At 56.9% G+C, this 18,614-nt stretch carries 23 protein-coding genes and 1 pseudogene; 7 read left to right on the top strand and 17 right to left on the bottom strand.

Translation table 11 applies throughout. From position 1 onward, the window contains the following. Positions 1 to 42 precede the first annotated feature (42 nt). Both infC and thrS read right to left on the bottom strand, forming a co-directional pair. Complete coding sequence (gene infC / locus KW837_RS27180) at positions 43 to 594, bottom strand: translation initiation factor IF-3 (protein WP_172435341.1); 552 nt, start codon at positions 592 to 594, stop codon at positions 43 to 45. Continuing rightward, positions 594 to 2,516 (bottom strand): threonine--tRNA ligase, encoded by a 1,923-nt coding sequence (gene thrS / locus KW837_RS27175; protein WP_008007259.1) that lies wholly within the window; start codon positions 2,514 to 2,516, stop codon positions 594 to 596. Before thrS ends, infC begins: the two co-directional genes overlap by 1 nt. Before the next feature lie 374 nt (positions 2,517 to 2,890). On the opposite strand from thrS, the gene KW837_RS27170 reads away from it, so the two are divergent. Next, entirely contained in the window at positions 2,891 to 3,193 is a 303-nt protein-coding gene (locus KW837_RS27170; protein ID WP_123498778.1) for a hypothetical protein, read from the top strand. A 290-nt stretch (positions 3,194 to 3,483) separates the two neighbouring features. Next, on the top strand, positions 3,484 to 3,696 hold the full coding sequence (locus KW837_RS27165; RefSeq protein WP_003179963.1) for a cold-shock protein: 213 nt from the start codon (positions 3,484 to 3,486) through the stop codon (positions 3,694 to 3,696). Positions 3,697 to 3,768: 72 nt separating this feature from the next. On the opposite strand, the gene KW837_RS27160 is transcribed toward KW837_RS27165, so the two are convergent. Next, positions 3,769 to 4,086: an I78 family peptidase inhibitor gene (locus tag KW837_RS27160; protein ID WP_008075866.1), complete on the bottom strand. Its 318-nt coding sequence runs from the start codon at positions 4,084 to 4,086 to the stop codon at positions 3,769 to 3,771. Positions 4,087 to 4,251: 165 nt separating this feature from the next. Beyond that, positions 4,252 to 4,557, bottom strand: a complete 306-nt coding sequence (locus tag KW837_RS27155) for a hypothetical protein (RefSeq protein ID WP_218399186.1) — start codon at positions 4,555 to 4,557, stop codon at positions 4,252 to 4,254. 131 nt (positions 4,558 to 4,688) lie between these two features. Between KW837_RS27155 and KW837_RS27150 the strand changes: the two genes are divergently transcribed. After that, positions 4,689 to 4,895, top strand: coding sequence for a hypothetical protein (locus tag KW837_RS27150; protein ID WP_063340416.1), 207 nt, complete (start codon positions 4,689 to 4,691; stop codon positions 4,893 to 4,895). A 39-nt stretch (positions 4,896 to 4,934) separates the two neighbouring features. Here the strand turns inward: KW837_RS27150 and KW837_RS27145 are convergent, their stop codons facing one another. The 8 genes from KW837_RS27145 to KW837_RS27110 form a co-directional block, all read right to left on the bottom strand. Continuing rightward, positions 4,935 to 5,963 (bottom strand): nucleoside hydrolase, encoded by a 1,029-nt coding sequence (locus tag KW837_RS27145; protein WP_218399185.1) that lies wholly within the window; start codon positions 5,961 to 5,963, stop codon positions 4,935 to 4,937. A gap of 33 nt (positions 5,964 to 5,996) precedes the next feature. Continuing rightward, a complete protein-coding gene (gene rbsD / locus KW837_RS27140; RefSeq protein ID WP_123498772.1) occupies positions 5,997 to 6,401 on the bottom strand; it encodes a D-ribose pyranase in 405 nt (134 codons plus the stop codon). Then, entirely contained in the window at positions 6,398 to 7,315 is a 918-nt protein-coding gene (rbsK, locus tag KW837_RS27135) for a ribokinase (protein WP_218399184.1), read from the bottom strand. Before rbsK ends, rbsD begins: the two co-directional genes overlap by 4 nt. 42 nt (positions 7,316 to 7,357) lie before the next feature. Continuing rightward, the gene (locus KW837_RS27130) at positions 7,358 to 8,377 is read right to left on the bottom strand and encodes a LacI family DNA-binding transcriptional regulator (RefSeq protein ID WP_218399183.1); all 1,020 of its coding nucleotides are present in this window, start codon (positions 8,375 to 8,377) and stop codon (positions 7,358 to 7,360) included. A gap of 3 nt (positions 8,378 to 8,380) precedes the next feature. Then, positions 8,381 to 9,358 (bottom strand): ABC transporter permease, encoded by a 978-nt coding sequence (locus tag KW837_RS27125; RefSeq protein WP_123498765.1) that lies wholly within the window; start codon positions 9,356 to 9,358, stop codon positions 8,381 to 8,383. Further along, positions 9,355 to 10,908, bottom strand: coding sequence for a sugar ABC transporter ATP-binding protein (locus KW837_RS27120; RefSeq protein WP_218399182.1), 1,554 nt, complete (start codon positions 10,906 to 10,908; stop codon positions 9,355 to 9,357). Before KW837_RS27120 ends, KW837_RS27125 begins: the two co-directional genes overlap by 4 nt. Before the next feature lie 56 nt (positions 10,909 to 10,964). Continuing rightward, the gene (locus tag KW837_RS27115; RefSeq protein WP_008075878.1) at positions 10,965 to 11,921 is read right to left on the bottom strand and encodes a sugar ABC transporter substrate-binding protein; all 957 of its coding nucleotides are present in this window, start codon (positions 11,919 to 11,921) and stop codon (positions 10,965 to 10,967) included. 175 nt (positions 11,922 to 12,096) lie between these two features. Next, the gene (locus tag KW837_RS27110) at positions 12,097 to 12,549 is read right to left on the bottom strand and encodes a hypothetical protein (protein WP_218399181.1); all 453 of its coding nucleotides are present in this window, start codon (positions 12,547 to 12,549) and stop codon (positions 12,097 to 12,099) included. A 336-nt stretch (positions 12,550 to 12,885) separates the two neighbouring features. On the opposite strand from KW837_RS27110, the gene KW837_RS27105 reads away from it, so the two are divergent. From KW837_RS27105 to KW837_RS27095, 3 genes are all read left to right on the top strand, one after another. Then, on the top strand, positions 12,886 to 13,974 hold the full coding sequence (locus tag KW837_RS27105) for an asparaginase (RefSeq protein WP_218399180.1): 1,089 nt from the start codon (positions 12,886 to 12,888) through the stop codon (positions 13,972 to 13,974). 162 nt (positions 13,975 to 14,136) lie between these two features. Continuing rightward, positions 14,137 to 14,427, top strand: coding sequence for a DUF1654 domain-containing protein (locus KW837_RS27100; protein ID WP_218399179.1), 291 nt, complete (start codon positions 14,137 to 14,139; stop codon positions 14,425 to 14,427). 4 nt (positions 14,428 to 14,431) lie between these two features. Beyond that, positions 14,432 to 15,121: an endonuclease gene (locus KW837_RS27095; protein WP_008007243.1), complete on the top strand. Its 690-nt coding sequence runs from the start codon at positions 14,432 to 14,434 to the stop codon at positions 15,119 to 15,121. Between the two features lie 74 nt (positions 15,122 to 15,195). On the opposite strand, the gene KW837_RS27090 is transcribed toward KW837_RS27095, so the two are convergent. Further along, the gene (locus tag KW837_RS27090) at positions 15,196 to 15,561 is read right to left on the bottom strand and encodes an SPOR domain-containing protein (RefSeq protein ID WP_218399178.1); all 366 of its coding nucleotides are present in this window, start codon (positions 15,559 to 15,561) and stop codon (positions 15,196 to 15,198) included. Positions 15,562 to 15,810: 249 nt separating this feature from the next. Here KW837_RS27090 and csrA point away from each other — a divergent pair, with 249 nt between their 5' ends. Next, a complete protein-coding gene (gene csrA / locus KW837_RS27085) occupies positions 15,811 to 16,005 on the top strand; it encodes a carbon storage regulator CsrA (protein WP_007905913.1) in 195 nt (64 codons plus the stop codon). 191 nt (positions 16,006 to 16,196) lie between these two features. Here the strand turns inward: csrA and KW837_RS27080 are convergent, their stop codons facing one another. The 4 genes and pseudogenes from KW837_RS27080 to KW837_RS27065 all read right to left on the bottom strand — a co-directional run. Next, on the bottom strand, positions 16,197 to 16,652 hold the full coding sequence (locus KW837_RS27080) for a DUF2214 family protein (RefSeq protein ID WP_218399177.1): 456 nt from the start codon (positions 16,650 to 16,652) through the stop codon (positions 16,197 to 16,199). 211 nt (positions 16,653 to 16,863) lie between these two features. Continuing rightward, the gene (locus KW837_RS28870; protein ID WP_256349028.1) at positions 16,864 to 17,370 is read right to left on the bottom strand and encodes a hypothetical protein; all 507 of its coding nucleotides are present in this window, start codon (positions 17,368 to 17,370) and stop codon (positions 16,864 to 16,866) included. Between the two features lie 176 nt (positions 17,371 to 17,546). Continuing rightward, positions 17,547 to 18,014, bottom strand: coding sequence for an anti-virulence regulator CigR family protein (locus tag KW837_RS27070; RefSeq protein WP_008007237.1), 468 nt, complete (start codon positions 18,012 to 18,014; stop codon positions 17,547 to 17,549). A 155-nt stretch (positions 18,015 to 18,169) separates the two neighbouring features. Continuing rightward, positions 18,170 to 18,433: pseudogene (locus KW837_RS27065) on the bottom strand (IS3 family transposase); the annotation flags it as partial. Positions 18,434 to 18,614: the final 181 nt, after the last annotated feature.

Below are 18,614 nucleotides of genomic sequence, written 5' to 3'. Positions count from 1 at the left end.
CAGTTGATAAACATAATCAGAAGGCCTGCCGTGCCCTATTGATTACTTCTTCTTTTTCGGGGCGATGACCATGATCAGCTGGCGTCCTTCCATCTTAGGATGCTGTTCGACCGAACCGTACTCGAGCAAGTCACCTTCAACTCGCTTGAGGAGTTCCATCCCCAGCTCCTGGTGGGCCATCTCACGGCCGCGGAATCGCAAGGATACCTTGGCCCTGTCCCCATCACTCAGGAAACGTACCAGGTTGCGCAGTTTTACCTGGTAATCCCCTTCCTCCGTCCCTGGACGAAACTTGATTTCTTTAACCTGAATCTGCTTCTGGTTTTTCTTGGCCGCGGCAATCTGCTTCTTCTTCTCGAAGATCGATTTGCCGTAGTCCATCAGTTTGCAAACAGGGGGTACTGCATCGGCGGAAATTTCCACCAAATCCAGTTTGGCCTCTTCAGCCTTAAGAAGCGCGTCTTCAATTGACACAATCCCAAGCTGTTCACCTTCAGCTCCAATTAACCGAACCTCGCGTGCCGAGATATTCTCGTTGATCGGGGCTTTCGGTGCAGCTCGTTTATCTTGTCTCATTTCACGCTTAATAATAATTACTCCGAATCTGGGCGACCACGCCGGGAAACCGCTTGCGCGAGAAACTCAGCGAACTGGGCGACGGGCATCGAGCCCAGGTCAGCACCTTCACGAGTACGCACAGCGACAGTCTGCATCTCGACTTCCCGATCTCCGATAACCAAGAGATAGGGAACCTTGAGCAAAGTATGCTCGCGGATTTTAAAGCCGATCTTTTCATTTCTCAAGTCAGACTTGGCACGAAATCCGCTTTCATTGAGGGTTTTTTCAACCTCAGCGGCAAAATCAGCCTGTTTATCAGTGATATTCATGATCACTGCCTGGGTCGGAGCCAGCCACGCGGGGAATGCACCCTCGTAGTGCTCGATCAGGATTCCGACGAAACGTTCGAAGGAGCCCAGGATCGCCCGGTGCAACATAACCGGGTGCTTGCGACTGTTGTCTTCAGAGACGTATTCGGCTCCAAGACGGACAGGCAGGTTAAAATCGAGCTGAAGGGTACCACATTGCCAGACGCGGCCGAGGCAATCTTTCAGCGAGAACTCGATCTTCGGACCGTAGAACGCACCCTCGCCCGGCTGCAGATCGTATGGCAAGCCAGCGCTATCAAGGGCTGCAGCCAGTGCAGCTTCGGCGCGATCCCACAACTCGTCGGAACCGACGCGTTTTTCCGGACGAGTGGACAGCTTCATCTCGACGTCTTTGAAGCCGAAGTCGGCATAGACGTCCATGGTCAGTTTGATGAACGCAGCGGATTCGGCCTGCATCTGCTCTTCAGTACAGAAGATGTGAGCATCGTCCTGAGTGAAGGCGCGAACGCGCATGATGCCGTGCAGTGCACCCGACGGCTCGTTACGGTGGCAGGCACCGAACTCGGCCAGACGCATCGGCAGCTCGCGGTAGCTTTTCAGGCCCTGATTGAACACCTGCACGTGGCACGGGCAGTTCATCGGCTTGATGGCGTAGTCGCGGTTTTCCGACTGAGTGGTAAACATGTTGTCGGCGTAGTTGGCCCAGTGCCCGGATTTCTCCCACAGGCTGCGGTCAACGACTTGTGGAGTTTTAATTTCCAGATAGCCGTTGTCGCGCTGAACCTTGCGCATGTACTGCTCGAGCACCTGGTACAGAGTCCAGCCGTTCGGGTGCCAGAACACCATGCCCGGCGACTCTTCCTGGGTGTGGAACAGGCCCAGACGCTTGCCGATCTTGCGGTGATCGCGCTTTTCAGCTTCTTCGATGCGCTGGATGTAAGCCGCCAGCTGCTTCTTGTCCGCCCATGCGGTGCCATAAACGCGCTGCAATTGCTCGTTCTTGGCATCGCCACGCCAGTAGGCGCCGGACAGCTTGGTCAGCTTGAAGGATTTCAGGAAGCGGGTATTCGGCACGTGCGGGCCGCGGCACATGTCGACGTATTCTTCGTGATAGTACAGGCCCATGGCCTGCTCGTTCGGCATGTCTTCGACCAGACGCAGCTTGTAGTCTTCGCCGCGGGCCTTGAACACTTCGATCACTTCGGCGCGCGGAGTGACTTTTTTGATCACGTCGTAATCTTTTTCGATCAGCTGCTGCATACGCTGTTCGATAGCAGCCAAGTCGTCCGGAGTGAAAGGACGCTCGAAGGCGATGTCGTAATAGAAGCCTTCGTCGATGACCGGACCGATGACCATCTTCGCAGTCGGGTACAGCTGCTTGACCGCATGACCCACCAGGTGGGCGCAAGAGTGGCGAATGATCTCCAGCCCCTCTTCATCCTTTGGCGTAATGATTTGCAGCGAGGAATCGCTATCGATGATGTCGCTGGCGTCGACCAGCTTGCCATTGACTTTGCCGGCCACGGTGGCCTTGGCCAGACCGGCACCAATGGATGCGGCGACCTCGGCTACGGAAACCGGGTGATCGAATGAACGTTGACTGCCGTCGGGAAGAGTAATAGTTGGCATGGCGCCTCCTCTCCTAGTGGTGACCCCTACCAAAGGTCACGTGGGTTGGGATGAGCCAGTACAAGATCCGATCCAGGCCATTCAATAACGAACGCCTGCCTTACAGCGGCAGGAGCCTTGCGGCCAACCGGAAAACCGAACCAGAGTGACTGGGATTCAAATCAGGGTTATTCGAGTCGCTGCCGCTGCCGGGACTGAAGGTCATCCGGAGCTTGCAAACGCCCGAGCGAGGCATGCTAGCACAGATGAACGGTCGTCGCGGTGGCAAGGTTTTCTGCTGGGGCAAATCACGCATTTTTATGCCAGAGTGCTGAACTTGAACCTCGCTTTACCCCTCAGATAACAAGACATTGACCCAAAAGGAGCATCCCAGCATGCGTCTGAATCGTTTATTCGCCATCGTCGCACCCGTCGTCCTGTTGCTGCCGCTGGCTGCCCATGCCGATTGGCCAAAGGGCGAGCGCGAGAAATACATGGCTCAGTGCACTCAGGCGGCCACTCCGCAGATCGGCGCTGCGGCAGCCAAGTCACACTGCGCATGTGGTGCCGACGCTATCAAATCGTACCCGGCCAGCGACATTCAGGCTCTGATGGACAATAAGGCCAGCCCGGATTTGCAACAAAAGGCGCTGGGTCAGATAGCCAAATGCAAGGCCAATGCACCGGCGAAAAAGTGAGAAAAAAGTCCTTGTGACTCGGCCCATCACTGATAAAAAGGGCCGGATTTAAGCTTTTTCGTACGATTTATGCAGGTTTTACAGCTTTTTTTATTGTCTTTACTTTCGGCTGAAAGCCTTTTAAACCGGGGCTTTCAGCCACACGAAGCAACAAAGCAAACGCTACTGAAGGGCAAACAGCACACCCGGGGGGCTCCCAAAGCGAACATTTCGACTATGATACTCCGGTGTGCCCAGTTGGCCTGAGCAGCACAGTACTACTGAAAATATATGTTTCTTGGAGATACACCATGTCTAATCGCCAAACCGGCACCGTTAAATGGTTCAACGATGAAAAAGGCTTCGGCTTCATCACTCCTCAAGGTGGCGGTGACGACCTGTTCGTACACTTCAAAGCTATCGAAAGCGACGGTTTCAAAAGCCTGAAAGAAGGCCAGACCGTTTCCTTCGTGGCTGAGAAAGGCCAAAAGGGTATGCAAGCTGCACAAGTCCGCCCAGAGTAATTTTCTGGCGCACTAAAAAAACCCCGTCCATGTGACGGGGTTTTTTATGGTCGAAACAAAAGCCTGAAGCAATCAGCCGCAATTGACGCGGGTGACCACCAGGTTGTTGTCGGTGTTCAGGTTCAGGCGATCGGAGCGGTATTCCAGGGTCACCATGTCATCAGGCTTGAGGAACCGGGCATTCTGCGCGCCTGAGCGGGTACGTGCCTGCTCCAGCAATTGGGGCGAAGCCTTTTTGCCAATGGTGAATTCGGCAGCTTTGGCTTCACAACGGCTGTGGCCGGTATCGGTCGCCACGGGGTCCTTTGCCGACTCGGTAGACGTACTGCTGCAACCGGCCAGCAGAGTGGCGGCCAACAAAGTACCCAATGACGCGAGCTTCCAAGGCATGAAGCCTCCTTTTTTCAATAGTTAAGCTGAGATCGTGCGACCGCCATTTCGGCGTTTGGTTTCAAGATGAGTACCATCGCCCCGCCCTCGATCCGGACAGCGACGAGTTTGCCTGAGCATCACCCTGCCGTTCATCATTCAATCGTGACTGAATATGAACGGCGATCAATAGACGTCGATGTAGTCGAAAGGCGGTTTCGGCCAGTTCTCCTTGAGCGCATTGAAAATCTGCATCACCCAGACCTCGTCGCTGGCCGCGACCAATCCGACATAACCGGAACCCTTGGCCCAGGTTTCCAGGCGAAACAGCAACCCGTCGATGTCCGTACCGCCCACAATACCCGAGGAAATGTAGGCGATACCGCCCTTGGTGACCCGCAACTGAGTGTGTTCATCGTCGCTGGCAGAGGCCAGCAACTGACGCACCGCTTCGAGGGTCAAGCCGTCGGGAGTGATCAAATCGATCTGCACAGCACGGTCCTTGAAAATTCGTAAAAGACCAAGTGTCGCATAGCCCTCCCCTCATGCCTAAGTCGGAGTGCCAAACGCCGCGCAAAATGGTTAACTCGATACTCAGCCTTTCCGACTTCACGAGCGCCATCATGACCACCGTAAGCATCGACGCCGACATCAAAGCCAAGTGGCCACAAGGCCACAGCTCTTACAGCCCGGGTAGCCCGGAAGAGCTGGCAATCATTGGTATCGATTTGCTGGTCAAGGAACTGGGAACACAAGCCGCACAGACATTCATCAAACAGGTTCTCGAGAAGTACCCCGCCGACTATAAGGGCGCAACAGAGACCGAGTAGCGCAAAAAACCCGCAGGCTGACACCTGCGGGCCTATGACTTACTTCAAACGAGACAGACGCTGGGTCAACAGGTCGAAGAAGCCCTGAGCGTCGCCGCTTTCAACCCAGAAGGCATTTTTCGGTGCCTTCAGCCCGTCATACCAGTCGACAATGGTCTGGCCGAAGGTCGGCCCTTCGCGGCTATCAACCACGACGTTGACCGAACGCCCCGTGAACAGCTCTGGCTTGAGCAGGTAAGCGATGACCGTGGCGTCATGCACCGGGCCACCCGGAATGCCGTAATGCTCCATGTCGCCTTTGACGTATTCGTTGAGAATATTGCCTACCAGTTTGCTGGCATTGTTGTTCAGAGCGGCGATTTGCTTCAGGCGCGCGTCACTGGTCAGGATCTTGTGGGTCACGTCCAGCGGCAGGTAGGTCAGCTTGACGCCACTTTTGAGCACCACTTCCGCAGCCTGAGGGTCGGCGAACAGGTTGAATTCGGCCACCGGGGTGATGTTGCCGCCATTGAAATGCGCACCACCCATGATCACTACTTCCTTGATGCCCTGAACGATTTCGGGCTCCTGGATCAGCGCCAGCGCCAGGTTGGTCTGTGGACCGAGCATGGCGATGGTGATGCTGTGGGGTTTGGCGGTCTTCAGGGTATCGATCAGATAATTGACCGCATTGCCTTCGGCCAGGCCTTTCTTCGGTTCGTGCACCGTGACACCCGACAGGCCTTCCTTGCCGTGGATATTCTCGGCATAAATCGGCGTGCGCATCATTGGTTTCGGCGCACCCGCGTAAACAGGCACCTCCTCGCGCCCTGCCCACTCGCGGGCGAGACGCGCATTACGCGAAGTCTTGTCCAGACGCACGTTGCCCGCAACGGTGGTCAGCGCACGAATATTCAACTCCTCCGGCGATGCCAGGGCAAACAGCAAGGCGACCACATCATCGGCACCCGGATCGGTGTCGATGATCAGGTCGATCTTTTCCGCCGCTTGGGCGCTAGTTGTGGCAATCAGGGACAAAAGCAGCAGACTCCGAAGCAGATGGCGCAGTTTCTGAGCATAGCGTTGCATAGGGCACTCCTTGTGCGTGGGAAGAACGGAAAGTTAAAACGTTACTCCAGCCACCAAAACGATGTTGCAGTACGGCTGACATTCGCCTGTACGAATAATCGCCCGTGCTTGTCGGCTGAGTACTTTGAATTGGTCATGACTGAGCAGCTCGCGCCGCCCCAGTACACCGTCGGCATTCAGCTCATCCAGCGCGCTCAAGGCCGACGGCTTCTTATCCAGAATCTCATGGGCCAGCACATGGCTTTCGACCTGCATTTCGCTCAGCACAACCTTCAAGGTACTGACGAAGTCTGGAATACCGTGGGTCAAAGCCAGGTCGATCAATTCGACGCCGGGCGGAACCGGTAGGCCGGCATCGCCGATCACCACCGTGTCGCCATGGCCCAGGGAGGCGATCAGCCGCGACAGCGCGACGTTGAGCAAAGGAGTCTTTTTCATGGTGCTTTAAAGGCCTGTACATCGGACAAGGTGGGAATCGAAGGTTGCGCGCCAGCCCGGGTGACCGACAGCGCTGCGGCGACCTGGCCGAAACGGATCGCATCGGCCTCGCTTTTGCCGGCCGCCAACGCCGCAGCGAAACCACCGACGAACGTATCGCCGGCTGCTGTGGTATCGACCGCCTTCACTTTCGCTGCCGGGAAATGCTCGAAGCGTTGGCCATCGGCGAACAGTGATCCTTGAGAACCCAGGGTGATGATCACTTTGCCGGCGCCCATGGCGATCAAGCGGGCCGCGGCGGTTTCGGCGGTGCTCAGGGAGTCCACCGGCAAACCGCTCAGGGCCGAGGCTTCGCTTTCGTTGGGGATCAGGTAATCGATGGCCGCATACCAATCCGCCGGCAGCGGGCGACTGGCCGGCGCCGGATTGAGAATCACGGTTTTACCCAGCTCACGACCGCGCTTCAGAGCATGGCCGACCGTAGCATCCGGTACTTCCAGCTGACAGATGATGACATCCGCCGCTTGTAACACCGCGTCGAAACGGTCGATCACTTCAGGCGTGAGCGCACCGTTGGCACCGGCAACAATCACGATCGCGTTCTGACTGTTGTCATCGACCACGATCAACGCTACGCCACTGGAATCTTCGACCGTGCTGACCGCCTGGCAATCGATCTGCTCGGCCAACAACGCCTCGCGCAGCGCTTCGCCATAGGCGTCGTTGCCGACACAACCGACCATCGACACTTGCGCCCCCAGCCGCGCCGCGGCCACGGCCTGGTTCGCGCCCTTGCCGCCGGAAACCGTAGCAAACGATTGGCCGATCAGCGTTTCACCACCACGGGGCAGCCGTGGCGCCCGGGTTACCAGGTCCATGTTCAGGCTGCCTATTACCACTACTTTTGCTGGCATACATCACTACTCGTCAATTCTGTTTCTGCGGTGCTTTTTATTTCAGCGGTATTGGGAGAATGTACTGGCCAGCGGCGCAGTCGATTCGCGCAGGACAATACTGGGCGTCACGATGCGCTGATCGGTTGCCAGATCCGGCGTGGCAATCCTGCGCAACAGCACTTCGGCCGCCATCTCGCCAAGCTGCAGGATCGATTGACCAACGGTGGTCAGCGCCGGATAGACGTAACGGCTCATCTGAATATCGTCGAAGCCGATCACCGACAACTCGGTGGGCACACGAATATTGCGCTCGGCGGCGGCGCGCAACACACCGATGCCAATCATGTCGTTACCGGCGAAGATCGCGCTGGGCGGGTTGTTTTCCAGCAGGATCGCGGCGGCGTTGTAACCGCCCGTGCTGGTGAAGTCGCTTTCCAGCATGCGCTCGCGCGGCACTTCGATGCCTGCCTCTTTCAAGGCGCGGCAATAACCGGCCAGACGCATCTGCGCCACGCTGGTACTCCCCGGCCCGCCAATCGTGGCGATGTCCCGATGTCCCAGATCCAGCAGGTGTCGGGTCGCCAGGTAGGCACCGTATTCGTGATCGATGCGCACCAGATCGGCATCGAGACCTTCGAGCCCACGGTCGACGATCACCATCGGAGTACGCACACCCGCCAGACCTTCGGCCAGACCGCTATCCCCCCCCGCTGAGGCAACGATCAGGCCGTCAATGCGTTTTTCCAGCAACACGCGAAGGTAGCTGCGTTGCTTGTCCGGGTTGTCGTCGGAGTTGCAGAGGATGACGCAATAGCCGTTGCGCTCGCAGTAATCCTCGATGCCACGGGCCAATTCAGCGAAGTACGGGTTGAGGCTGTTGGGCACCAACAGGCCGATGGTCGCGGTGGTTTTCGCTTTCAACGACCGGGCCACGGCACTGGGCACGTAGTCGAGACTTTTGATCGCCGCCTCGACCTTGATCCGCACTTCCTCACTGACCGGCCGCGTCTTGTTCACCACATGGGAAACCGTGGTGTAGGAAATGCCCGCGAGTGCCGCTACATCCTTGATTGTTGCCATGACTCAGGTCCGCCGGCTTGCGCGCTGACTGCGATAAGTATCGAGCACCACCGCCACCACGATCACCGCACCGGTGATGATGCGCTTGGTAGGTTCGGTCGCGCCGATCTGCGCCAGACCGGCCGCCAGTACCGAGATGATCAGGACGCCAAAGAATGTACTGATGACCGAACCGCGTCCGCCCATCAGGCTGGTGCCGCCGATCACGACCGCGGCGATCACCTGCAGCTCCAGACCGGAGCCGGCGTTCGGGTCCGCCGCCTCCAGGCGCGAAATCTGAAACAACGCAGCAATCCCGGCCAACAGCCCCATCAGGCTGAAGACCATGATTTTGTAGGGCTTCGGATTGATTCCCGCCAGGCGCACTGCTTCTTCGTTGGTGCCGATGCCGATCAGGTAACGACCGAACACCGTACGCGTCAGCACGGCCTGGGCGATGAAGATAATCAGCAAGGCGATGATGAATGACGGCGAGATGCCAAACGCGATCGGGTTGGACAGCCAGGCGAAGGCATCACCGATGTAGGCAGTGCGCGAACCAGTCATTTGATACGCCAGGCCTCGCGCCATCTCCAGCACGCCGAGGGACACGATGAACGATGGAATCCGCCAGGCCACGGTGATCGAGCCGGTAATTGTCCCGGCCAATGCCGCTACCGCCATGCCAAGCAAGGCCGCAGGCAAGACGCTCCAGCCCCAACCGAGAATCGCCACGCTGACCGCCGAGGCCGCGAGCGCCAGCACCGACCCCACCGACAAGTCGATACCGCCGATGATCAATACGAAGGTCATGCCGACCGCCAACACCATCAAATCGGGAATCTGGTTGGCCAGGGTGCTGAAGGTGTCGTAGGACAGGAAATGGCTGCTCAGGATCGAGAACAGCGCGACCATCGCCAGCAAGGCACCGGCCAGGCCCAGATAAGTGCCGAGGCCGTAAAAATTGCCACTACGTTTGCCGGCCAAAGATGCAGTATTCATGGAAGATCCCTAGGCGCTGCTTCGTTGAGCAGCGCATCACGTTTTTGGTAGCCGGCGAAAGCGGCGGCAAGCAAATCATCCTGGGTCCAGCTGTCACGCTCGAAGGTGTCGATCAGACGCCCTGCCGACAACACACCGATGCGATCGCAGATCAGCATCAGTTCGCGCAGGTCGCTGGACACCACTACCAGCGCTTTGCCCTGACGGGTCAACTCACCGAGTAATGCGTAGATATCGAACTTGGCGCCGACGTCGATGCCACGGGTCGGCTCGTCGAACAGCATCACCGTGCAGTCGCGCTCGAGCCAGCGGCCGATCACGACTTTCTGCTGATTGCCGCCGGACAATTCCGAGACCAATTGCGTCGGGCTGGAACTGCGAATGCGCATAGCGTTGATCTGACGCTGGGCCAGAGACATCTCGTCACCGTTGTTGACGAAGCCACCGCTGGAAATCACCGGCATATTGCCCAAGGCGATGTTGGCACTGATCGATTGTGTCAGCAGCAGGCCTTCGCCTTTGCGGTCTTCGGTGATCAGCGCGATGCCGTGACCAACCGCGTCGGCCGGAGAACGAATACTCACCACCTGAGCCGACGCGCCCAGCGCGACGGTGCCGCTGTCGGCTGTATCGGCGCCGAAGATCAAGCGCAGCAACTCGGTGCGCCCTGCCCCGATCAATCCGGAAATCCCGAAAATCTCACCGGCGCGCACTTCGAAAGACACGTCGCAGACTTTGTCGGAACGGGTCAGCCCTTTGACCGTCAAGGCCGGCGCGCCGATCTTGCGCGGCCCCATGTCGATGTGCTCGCCCAATTCACGGCCGACCATCAGGGTGACCAGTTGCTCGCTGTTGTAATTGGCCATCGGCTCGACACAGACCAGGTTGCCGTCGCGCAATACCGCGATGCGCTGGGCCACCCTTGCCAGTTCTTCGAGGCGGTGGGAAATGTAGATGATCGACACGCCACGAGCCTGCAGGCGAGTGATCTGCTCGAACAGCATTTCGACTTCACGGGCCGTGAGCATTGCTGTCGGCTCGTCGAGAATCAGCACGTGGCAATCGCCGATCAGGTTGCGAGCGATCTCGACCATTTGCTGATGACCAATACCTAGTTCACCAACCAAAGTATCCGGATCGATGGCGTCCAGGCCGACCTGGGCCATGGCCTCGATCGCCGCCTTGCGCAATTGCTTGCGGCTGATCCAGCCACCATGGCTGGGCAGGTTGTCGAGAAACAGGTTTTCCGCTACCGACAATGTCGGCAACAGATTGAGTTCTTGCATGACCATGCGGATGCCCAGCTCTTCGGCCTGGCTCCGGCTGCCGGGACGGTAATCCTGCCCCTGGAATTGCATCTGGCCGGTGGTCGGCGTGACCAGTCCGCCAATGATTTTCGACAACGTGCTTTTACCGGCACCATTCTCACCGGTCAGCGCCAGCACTTCACCGCGCATCAGCGTCAGATCGATACCGGTGAGGACAGGTTGGGCATAGGTTTTACCGATACCGCTGACCGAGAGGACAGCGTTCGGGGCGCAAACGGACATAAAAACTCTCCATGTGCTCGCCCCAGGAGGCGAGCACCGTTGTGTCGCCAGAAAGACTACTTGGTAACCAGCTCTACCGGAGTTTCGATGACGCCGTTGGCGCCGCTATCGACTGTCTCGCCCTTGATGATTTTCAGCGCAGTCTCGATGCCGAATACCGCTTGGCGGGCAGCGAACTGGTCGGCGGTGGCCAGGACGCGGCCATCCTTGAGCATTGGCTTGATGGCGTTGATGTTGTCGTAACCGACCACTTGCACCTTGCCGGCCTTGCCCGCCGCGCGCACGGCAGATACCGCGCCGACCGCCATACTGTCGTTGCCGGCCAACAGGGCCTTGATGTTCGGGTATTCGCTGAGCATCGACGAGGCAACCTTGCCGCCCTTGTCGATTTCCCAATCACCGGATTGCAGGGACACGACCTTGATCTGCGCCGCTTCCATCGCATCCTTGAAGCCCGCCGTGCGCTGTTGCGCGTTGGTGGTGGTGGAAACGCCTTCAATGATGCCGACTTCGTCACCAGCCTTCAGCTGTTTGGCCAGGTACTCACCCACCAGACGCGCGCCTTTGCGGTTATCCGGGCCTACGAATGGAACCGTGATGTTTTTGCTTTTGACCACGGCCGGGTCCAGCTGGTTATCGATGTTGATCACGGTGATGCCGGCATCGACCGCTTTCTTGATGACCGGAACCATGGCCTTGGAATCTGCCGGAGCGATGACCAATGCGTTGACTTTGGACAAAATCATTTGCTCGACGATGCGCGTCTGGCCGGCCGTGTCCGTTTCGTCCTTGATGCCGTTGGAGATCAGCTCGAAGTCGCCGGAGTGGTCTTTCTGGTAAGCCTTGGCGCCGTCTTCCATGGTCAGGAAGAATTCGTTGGCCAGGGATTTCATGACCAATGCGACTTTAGGTTTTTCAGGGGTTTCGGCGAAAGCCGAAGAGACGGGCAACGCGGCGGATGCGGCAGCCAGCATTGCGACAGCGAGAAGACGTCCAGCGAATGGCAGCTTCATGGGTTCACTCCGATCTTATGATTATTCTGAGCAACGCTTGCGCTGGACTCTGCCCTTACGGGATCAAGCCATCAAGGGCGACCGCGCAAACGTTTGCGTAGACCGAACTATGCGAACCCTATCGAGATTTGTCAACGACCCGTTTTGTGTCCCGACAGGCAAAAGCCAACCCTGCTCACGCCGTAGTGCTGACCAGATTGCCGCTGCTGGAACCCTTGGCCAGCTCTTTGACCAGATTGCCTGTCACTTGCGCGAGCGCACCGCTGGTATCGGCGATTTGCCCCTGAATCGACATGACAGCGGTGGCTTTGGCTTCCGGGGTCGGATAATTCGCTGCCTGAGCGGCCGCCAATTGTTGTTGCTGTTCGCGCAGTTGCTGCTGAAGTTCCTGCATGCGCTTGAGCAGCACCTGCACCGCAATACTTTGATTGCTGCTTTTTTCGGATTTGCTTTCGCCCTGAGCCTGCGCACCGCCACCGGTTCTGACTTGGTTGTCACTACCCGCCTCTTCACCCAGCGCTTGGGCCGAGGCGTCGGACGTCGCTTCACTCAAGGCGTTGATAGTCGCCGGAGACTTGCCCGCGATAGTGATGGCACCTGCATTTGGAAAACCGACAGTAAACGACATATGAACTCCTGGAAAAGATCCCTTTAGAGGAGCATCGACCTGCACGGGGGTTTCTTTAGCACTGATTTCCGATTTTGCAAGTCGACTGTCTCAATGAGGGTCGGAGAGCCGAACGTAAAAGCTACATATGTTCGGAAACCCGGACACCCAAATGCGAAAACTTTTCCAGACGCTTCAATAATTCATATAAAAATCATATGGTTAAAAGATCTTATTGTTGAATATCAGGCTGGTACAGATCCTGCTCTTCTCCTACACCCCCGGCGTTCAGATCTGCTTGGGGGCGTGTCTAGATGAACCTGCATCCGCAACGTTTCACTACGAGAGAAAACAATAATGAAATCTGCCTTCAACACTTTTATTCCGGGCGCTTTGGCCCTGCTATTGCTTCTGCCCACCGCCCTTCAGGCAAAAGAAGTCGAAACCCAACAGAAATTGGCAAACGTGGTGATCCTGGCCACTGGCGGCACCATTGCCGGCGCGGGTGCCAGTGCCGCCAACAGCGCCACCTATCAAGCGGCGAAAGTCGGTATCGAACAGCTGATCGCAGGGGTTCCGGAACTAAGCCAATTGGCCAACGTTCGCGGCGAACAGGTCATGCAGATCGCATCCGAAAGCATCACCAACGACAACCTGCTGCAACTGGGCCGTCGCGTGGCTGAACTGGCCGACAGCAAAGACGTCGATGGCATTGTCATCACCCACGGCACCGACACGCTGGAAGAAACCGCTTACTTCCTCAATCTGGTGGAAAAAACCGACAAGCCGATCATCGTCGTAGGCTCTATGCGCCCTGGCACCGCCATGTCGGCCGACGGCATGCTGAACCTTTACAACGCCGTCGCCGTGGCCAGCAGTAAAGACGCACGCGGCAAAGGCGTACTGGTGACCATGAACGATGAAATCCAGTCGGGTCGCGATGTCAGCAAAATGATCAACATCAAGACCGAGGCATTCAAAAGTGCCTGGGGCCCACTGGGCATGGTGGTCGAAGGCAAATCCTACTGGTTCCGCTTGCCAGCCAAGCGCCACACCATGGATTCGGAATTCGACATCAAAACCATCAAGAGCCTGCCTGACGTCGACATTGCCTATTCCTATGGCAACGTCAGCGACACCGCCTACAAAGCCCTGGCTCAATCGGGCGCCAAAGCCATCATCCACGCCGGTACCGGCAATGGCTCGGTCTCGTCCCGCGTGGTTCCCGCCCTGCAAGCCCTGCGCAAGGACGGCGTACAAATCATTCGTTCTTCCCACGTCAACGCCGGTGGTTTCGTACTGCGTAACGCCGAACAGCCTGACGACAAGTACGACTGGGTTGTGGCTAACGACCTGAACCCGCAAAAAGCCCGCATCCTGGCCATGGTCGCGCTGACCAAGACCAACGACAGCAAAGAGCTGCAACGGATGTTCTGGGAATACTGATCCGCCCTCGCCCGACCTGTTCTGGTCGGGCATCGCTGCCACCACTCGCCAGCCTTGGTGAGTGGTTCACGACCTATTCCGATAGAAAATTTCCCATCGTCCTACATCAAACGGAAAAAACTACTGTCAGAGGATTTTCTTGAATTTTAAGCAGTTGCGAAAATGCTTACAGTTAAATACTGTATGCCCGTACAGCTTAATAAGGATAATTCCGTGGCCACTCCCTCTGTCTCTCCTGATACCTATGAACGCCTGGGTATGCGCGTTCAGAAAATCATCAATTCCCCCACCGCTCAAAAAGCCAAAGCAGCACTGATCTTCCGTCTTCCAGATGAACCGGTGGATGAGTGGGAACGCTTGCTCGAAGAAATCGACGAGAACGATAACGTCACCCTCGCCCATCGCGACGATGGCGGTGTGCAGATTTTCTGGGTTGTGCCAAAGGAAGACTGAGTCAATGAGTGTCCGCTGGTTTGCTTTACTGCTGCTGTTCATCACCCTCGGCGCCCAGGCTGGCGCCCCACGCACCTTCAACGAAGCCAAGAAAGTCGCGTGGAAGTTGTACGCCCCGCAATCCACCGAGTTTTATTGCGGCTGCAAATACACCGGCAACCGCGTGGACCTGGCCGCCTGCGGCTATGTGCCGCGCAAAAACGCCAAACGCGCCTCGCGCATCGAGTGGGAACACATTGTCCCGGCCTGGCAGATCGGCCATCAGCGCGAATGCTGGCAACAAGGCGGTCGCAAGAACTGCACACGGTACGACCCGACCTATCAGAAAGCCGAGGCCGATCTGCACAATCTGGTGCCGAGCATCGGCGAGGTGAATGGCGATCGCAGCAACTTCAGCTTCGGCTGGTTGCCCGTGCAAACCGGTCAATACGGTTCGTGCCTGACACAGGTCGACTTCAAGGCAAAGAAGGTCATGCCCCGCCCTTCCATTCGCGGCATGATCGCCCGGACTTATTTCTACATGAGTAAGCAATACGGCTTGCGCCTGTCAAAACAGGATCGGCAACTGTATGAAGCCTGGAATAAAACCTATCCGGTACAGGCCTGGGAACGTCAACGCAATCAGAGCGTTGCGTGCGTGATGGGGCGCGGCAACGAGTTTGTCGGCCCGGTGGACATGAAAACCTGCGGCTGACCGGCCGCTGAAAACACAAAGGCCTGGGGCGTTACACCCCAGGCCTTTGTTCGTTTCTAACCGCTGTTTTTTGTTTATTGAGCCGTCGGATGTTCGACCACCAGCGACTCGATATTCCTTTTCTTTGCCCGGGTAAGCGCTGCCGTCACCTCAGCTTGCTTGGCTTGTGCCTCGGTTTTCGAATTGAACGGCCCTATCAGGATACGAACCTTTCCATTCTCCCTGATGACGCTGGAAACGAAGCTATGCTCAATCAACCAGCCGCTCAGGTCGCTGACCGCCTGGGGGGTTTCGCCGCGCACCTCGACGTCCCATTGTGGACCGGTTGTCGCTGCGGGCACGGAGGCGACTGCCGGTTGCGGCTTTTGAGCGTCAACCCCCTTACCCTCACCGCACCCGGCCAACGTCAATACTGCGATTACCAAGGCCATTTTGCGCACAACGCTTCCCTCTGAATGCTGAAAGCGGCGATTTTAACACTCATGGATCCTGTTCAAGCGCCGCAAAATGGGCGCAAAACAACGAGAATGATGGTTGCGGCCTCTGTATAGTTACGCCTTGGGAATTAATGCAGCATCTGCGCGTCAGAAAGAGGCACCCAAACTGCGAGACTTCGCACTAATCTATACCTATACCGACCTCTGCACTGTCCGAATCAGGTGCCCCACAAAGCAATCAAGGAGAAAACCATGCTGATACTCACCCGCAAAGTCGGTGAAAGCATAAACATCGGTGACAATATTACGATCACCATTCTGGGCGTTAGCGGCCAGCAAGTCAGGATTGGCATCAACGCCCCGAAAGACGTTGCGGTGCATCGCGAAGAAATCTACCAACGCATTCAGGCCGGCCTGACCGCCCCAGACAAACCGCAAACACCCTGAATCCTGCTGTGGTCAGTAGCCAGCCCATTCTGCCTCGAATAACGGCTGGCTAAAGATTCAAGCACCGCATCGCCCTCTGCCCAGCCTCTTTGCGATACCGTCGCAACGTGGAGCCGATACTACCGCCCATCTCATGCCATGACTGTCAGACGTTTCGGATTTGCAGCGAGAAAGAGCTTCCTCATTCCTGGCTAACCAAACGTTACCCCACGCGCCATGCCCGTGGCAGCTACGACCATCAGCACCAGCAGCAGCGCTTCGATATGACTGATACGGGCAAACAGCGTTGCGCGCCCGGTATCGATAGCCGCCCTACGCCCCAGCGCAATCCGCCATTTGATCAGCGTCACCATCGGCGCAATTTCAAGCAACAGGATAAGGACGAAGAGCGTCATTTTGAGATGAAACAGCGGTTGGTGAAGATAGTAATCAGTGCCTTTTTCATACCCACCAAAAGCTCGCATCCCTCCCGTGACCAAGAGAATGACTGCAGAGATCCCCCACAGATTATCCGCAACCAAAACGCTGCGCGCCTCCCCTGTTCCGGCAATCAGACGACGTAAAGCCGTACCGCGGGTCAGTACCGCCCAGAAGCCTAGCGAAAAGGCCAAGAGGTGAATCACCGCCAGAAACCAGTGAGCCAGCATCGACATACTCCTTACAGACGAAGTTGAAACAGCCCTACAGTAGTAGTTCATCGGCGGGGATTTGCCCACGCACGCGGCTCCGCTGATTATCCGCAATCACCACCGCCAGGGTGATCAGTATGCCGGAGGCTTCAACGCCAGACAGAATTGGCAAATAGCGGGCACAAAAAAGCCGGGCTCCTGATGGATACCCGGCTTTGAGAACCTGGACTTAATCCGTTCTTTTTGAAGTCGAAGTGCGAGCGTTGCTTAGTCCTTTAGCATTGTGATCGCCAGGCGTAGAGGCCGAAATGGCAGAAGCCTTCGTTACTCCTCGCGTATCCCGGGAATTCGCAATGCCCGAAGTCACCGAACCATGGCCGCTATCACCATTACGATCATTACCGTAGTGGTTGCCACTGAGACCACGGTCGCGTACAGCTTTGCCTGCGTGATCACTGCTCAAGCCATTGCCGTGGCCATTGCTGACGCCGCCGGAATGGCCGGAACCACCGTGGCCACTGCCATTACCGCCACCATTGCCACCACCGTTACCACCACCATTGCCGCCGCCGTTACCACCACCACCACCACCACCACCACCACCACCACCACCACCACCACCATCCTTCGCATAGGCGGAACTCATGATGGACAGGTCAGCGGGCAATAAGGGGGCGGCTGCGAGCATCATCACGCATGACATGACGGCTGCAAAACTCTTGTTTTTTAATAACATGGGGAGATTCCGTGTGGTTGATATTGCACGGAGTAATTGACTGTTTCGGCGGCACACAGTTCAAAGGTCAACGACCAACGGCAGGCAATGTGCAGTTATCGAACAATGCACATTGCTTCCCGTGATTTACAGGTCGTTATGCTGCGAGGACACGATTGAATTGGTCAGTTTCATTATCAATCGAATGCGCCATTGAGAACTTCGTAGATGATCCCGGTAGCGATGGCCACCAATATCAAGTCAGTGCCAGCCTGGCGCCACTCGTAGCCATCGTAATGCGGAAGCCTGCCGAGTAATCGGCCATCGAGTTTTTTGGCGATCCCCGGCGGTAGCGGTTTTCCGCGGGCGAGATTTTTTTGAATGCCGGGTGGCAAGGCGGGCCCAGGGCTCCAATAGTCGCGATAACCACCCACGATTCCAAGGACACTTCCGTGATTGATGCTAGGGCCGTGACTCCAATCGTCACCCCCTGAACCTTTGCCTTTGTTTCCATGGCTGGCGTTGCCATGGTCCTGGATGTTTTGTGGATTTCCCTTGCCGCTTCCCTGGCCCTTCCCGTTTCCCGGGTCGGCCAATGCAGTCATTGAACCGGACGCCAAGGCAAGACACGTCATAGCGGCAATCAACGAGCGAGATCTAAACATATCCGTTCTCTCAGAAAGGGGATGCCCCCTGCAATGTATAGACGGTTATGGCTGTGTTAGTTCAGAAACTATGTTCGCTGGAGGTGGCGCCATCGGCTCAAGTTAAATCACAGTGTCTAGTCCTGAAATAGGTTTACACCTGTTTCAGGACGGGACAGCTCTTTGATGCGTTGCTCTGGCGTTAATGGTCGGTTTTTGTCGGGCATAGACCCCATCCTCGGCGAGCCAATGTATGTGCCTGGGCTCCAATCCTGCCGACCATGCTTGCGTAACCACGTCAGAACGGTCGTTTTGCCTTGAATCCCGTAGCGCTCCTGAGCCTCTTTATAACTCAGCTCGCCTTTTTCGACCTGATCGACGACCGACAATTTAAAGGTCAGCGTGTAGTCGCGCTGACTACGCCTTTTTGCTGATTTCATTACGTCCTCCTGAAAAACGGATCAGAAGGTGTAAACCTTATTCAGGACGGGACTCAATACTGGCTGCCTCTATCCGAGTGATGAACCAGCGACTGCTCCGTTCGACGGTGCTTTACCGCCCGGCGCAGTGCGTGTGCTACCGACTCGGTGTGCAGGCTTTCATGGACGTGATAGCCCACGA

Source organism: Pseudomonas sp. PDM24 (assembly GCF_019218905.1).
Taxonomy (GTDB): Bacteria; Pseudomonadota; Gammaproteobacteria; order Pseudomonadales; family Pseudomonadaceae; genus Aquipseudomonas.
Note: the sequence above shows the minus strand (reverse complement) of the source record. Positions and strands in the feature narration are given on the sequence as shown.

Excerpts from the sequence above, each read along its gene's own strand:
- KW837_RS27160 (WP_008075866.1), bottom strand. The coding sequence starts at position 4,086 with ATGCCTTGGAAGCTCGCGTCATTGGGTACTTTGTTGGCCGCCACTCTG.
- csrA (WP_007905913.1), top strand. The coding sequence starts at position 15,811 with ATGCTGATACTCACCCGCAAAGTCGGTGAAAGCATAAACATCGGTGAC.
- KW837_RS27095 (WP_008007243.1), top strand. The coding sequence starts at position 14,432 with ATGAGTGTCCGCTGGTTTGCTTTACTGCTGCTGTTCATCACCCTCGGC.
- KW837_RS27115 (WP_008075878.1), bottom strand. The coding sequence starts at position 11,921 with ATGAAGCTGCCATTCGCTGGACGTCTTCTCGCTGTCGCAATGCTGGCT.
- KW837_RS28870 (WP_256349028.1), bottom strand. The coding sequence starts at position 17,370 with ATGTTATTAAAAAACAAGAGTTTTGCAGCCGTCATGTCATGCGTGATG.
- KW837_RS27070 (WP_008007237.1), bottom strand. The coding sequence starts at position 18,014 with ATGTTTAGATCTCGCTCGTTGATTGCCGCTATGACGTGTCTTGCCTTG.
- KW837_RS27150 (WP_063340416.1), top strand. The coding sequence starts at position 4,689 with ATGACCACCGTAAGCATCGACGCCGACATCAAAGCCAAGTGGCCACAA.
- KW837_RS27130 (WP_218399183.1), bottom strand. The coding sequence starts at position 8,377 with ATGGCAACAATCAAGGATGTAGCGGCACTCGCGGGCATTTCCTACACC.
- thrS (WP_008007259.1), bottom strand. The coding sequence starts at position 2,516 with ATGCCAACTATTACTCTTCCCGACGGCAGTCAACGTTCATTCGATCAC.
- KW837_RS27145 (WP_218399185.1), bottom strand. The coding sequence starts at position 5,963 with ATGCAACGCTATGCTCAGAAACTGCGCCATCTGCTTCGGAGTCTGCTG.
- KW837_RS27100 (WP_218399179.1), top strand. The coding sequence starts at position 14,137 with ATGCTTACAGTTAAATACTGTATGCCCGTACAGCTTAATAAGGATAAT.
- KW837_RS27105 (WP_218399180.1), top strand. The coding sequence starts at position 12,886 with ATGAAATCTGCCTTCAACACTTTTATTCCGGGCGCTTTGGCCCTGCTA.
- KW837_RS27125 (WP_123498765.1), bottom strand. The coding sequence starts at position 9,358 with ATGAATACTGCATCTTTGGCCGGCAAACGTAGTGGCAATTTTTACGGC.
- KW837_RS27120 (WP_218399182.1), bottom strand. The coding sequence starts at position 10,908 with ATGTCCGTTTGCGCCCCGAACGCTGTCCTCTCGGTCAGCGGTATCGGT.
- rbsK (WP_218399184.1), bottom strand. The coding sequence starts at position 7,315 with ATGCCAGCAAAAGTAGTGGTAATAGGCAGCCTGAACATGGACCTGGTA.
- KW837_RS27110 (WP_218399181.1), bottom strand. The coding sequence starts at position 12,549 with ATGTCGTTTACTGTCGGTTTTCCAAATGCAGGTGCCATCACTATCGCG.
- KW837_RS27170 (WP_123498778.1), top strand. The coding sequence starts at position 2,891 with ATGCGTCTGAATCGTTTATTCGCCATCGTCGCACCCGTCGTCCTGTTG.
- KW837_RS27080 (WP_218399177.1), bottom strand. The coding sequence starts at position 16,652 with ATGCTGGCTCACTGGTTTCTGGCGGTGATTCACCTCTTGGCCTTTTCG.
- KW837_RS27165 (WP_003179963.1), top strand. The coding sequence starts at position 3,484 with ATGTCTAATCGCCAAACCGGCACCGTTAAATGGTTCAACGATGAAAAA.
- rbsD (WP_123498772.1), bottom strand. The coding sequence starts at position 6,401 with ATGAAAAAGACTCCTTTGCTCAACGTCGCGCTGTCGCGGCTGATCGCC.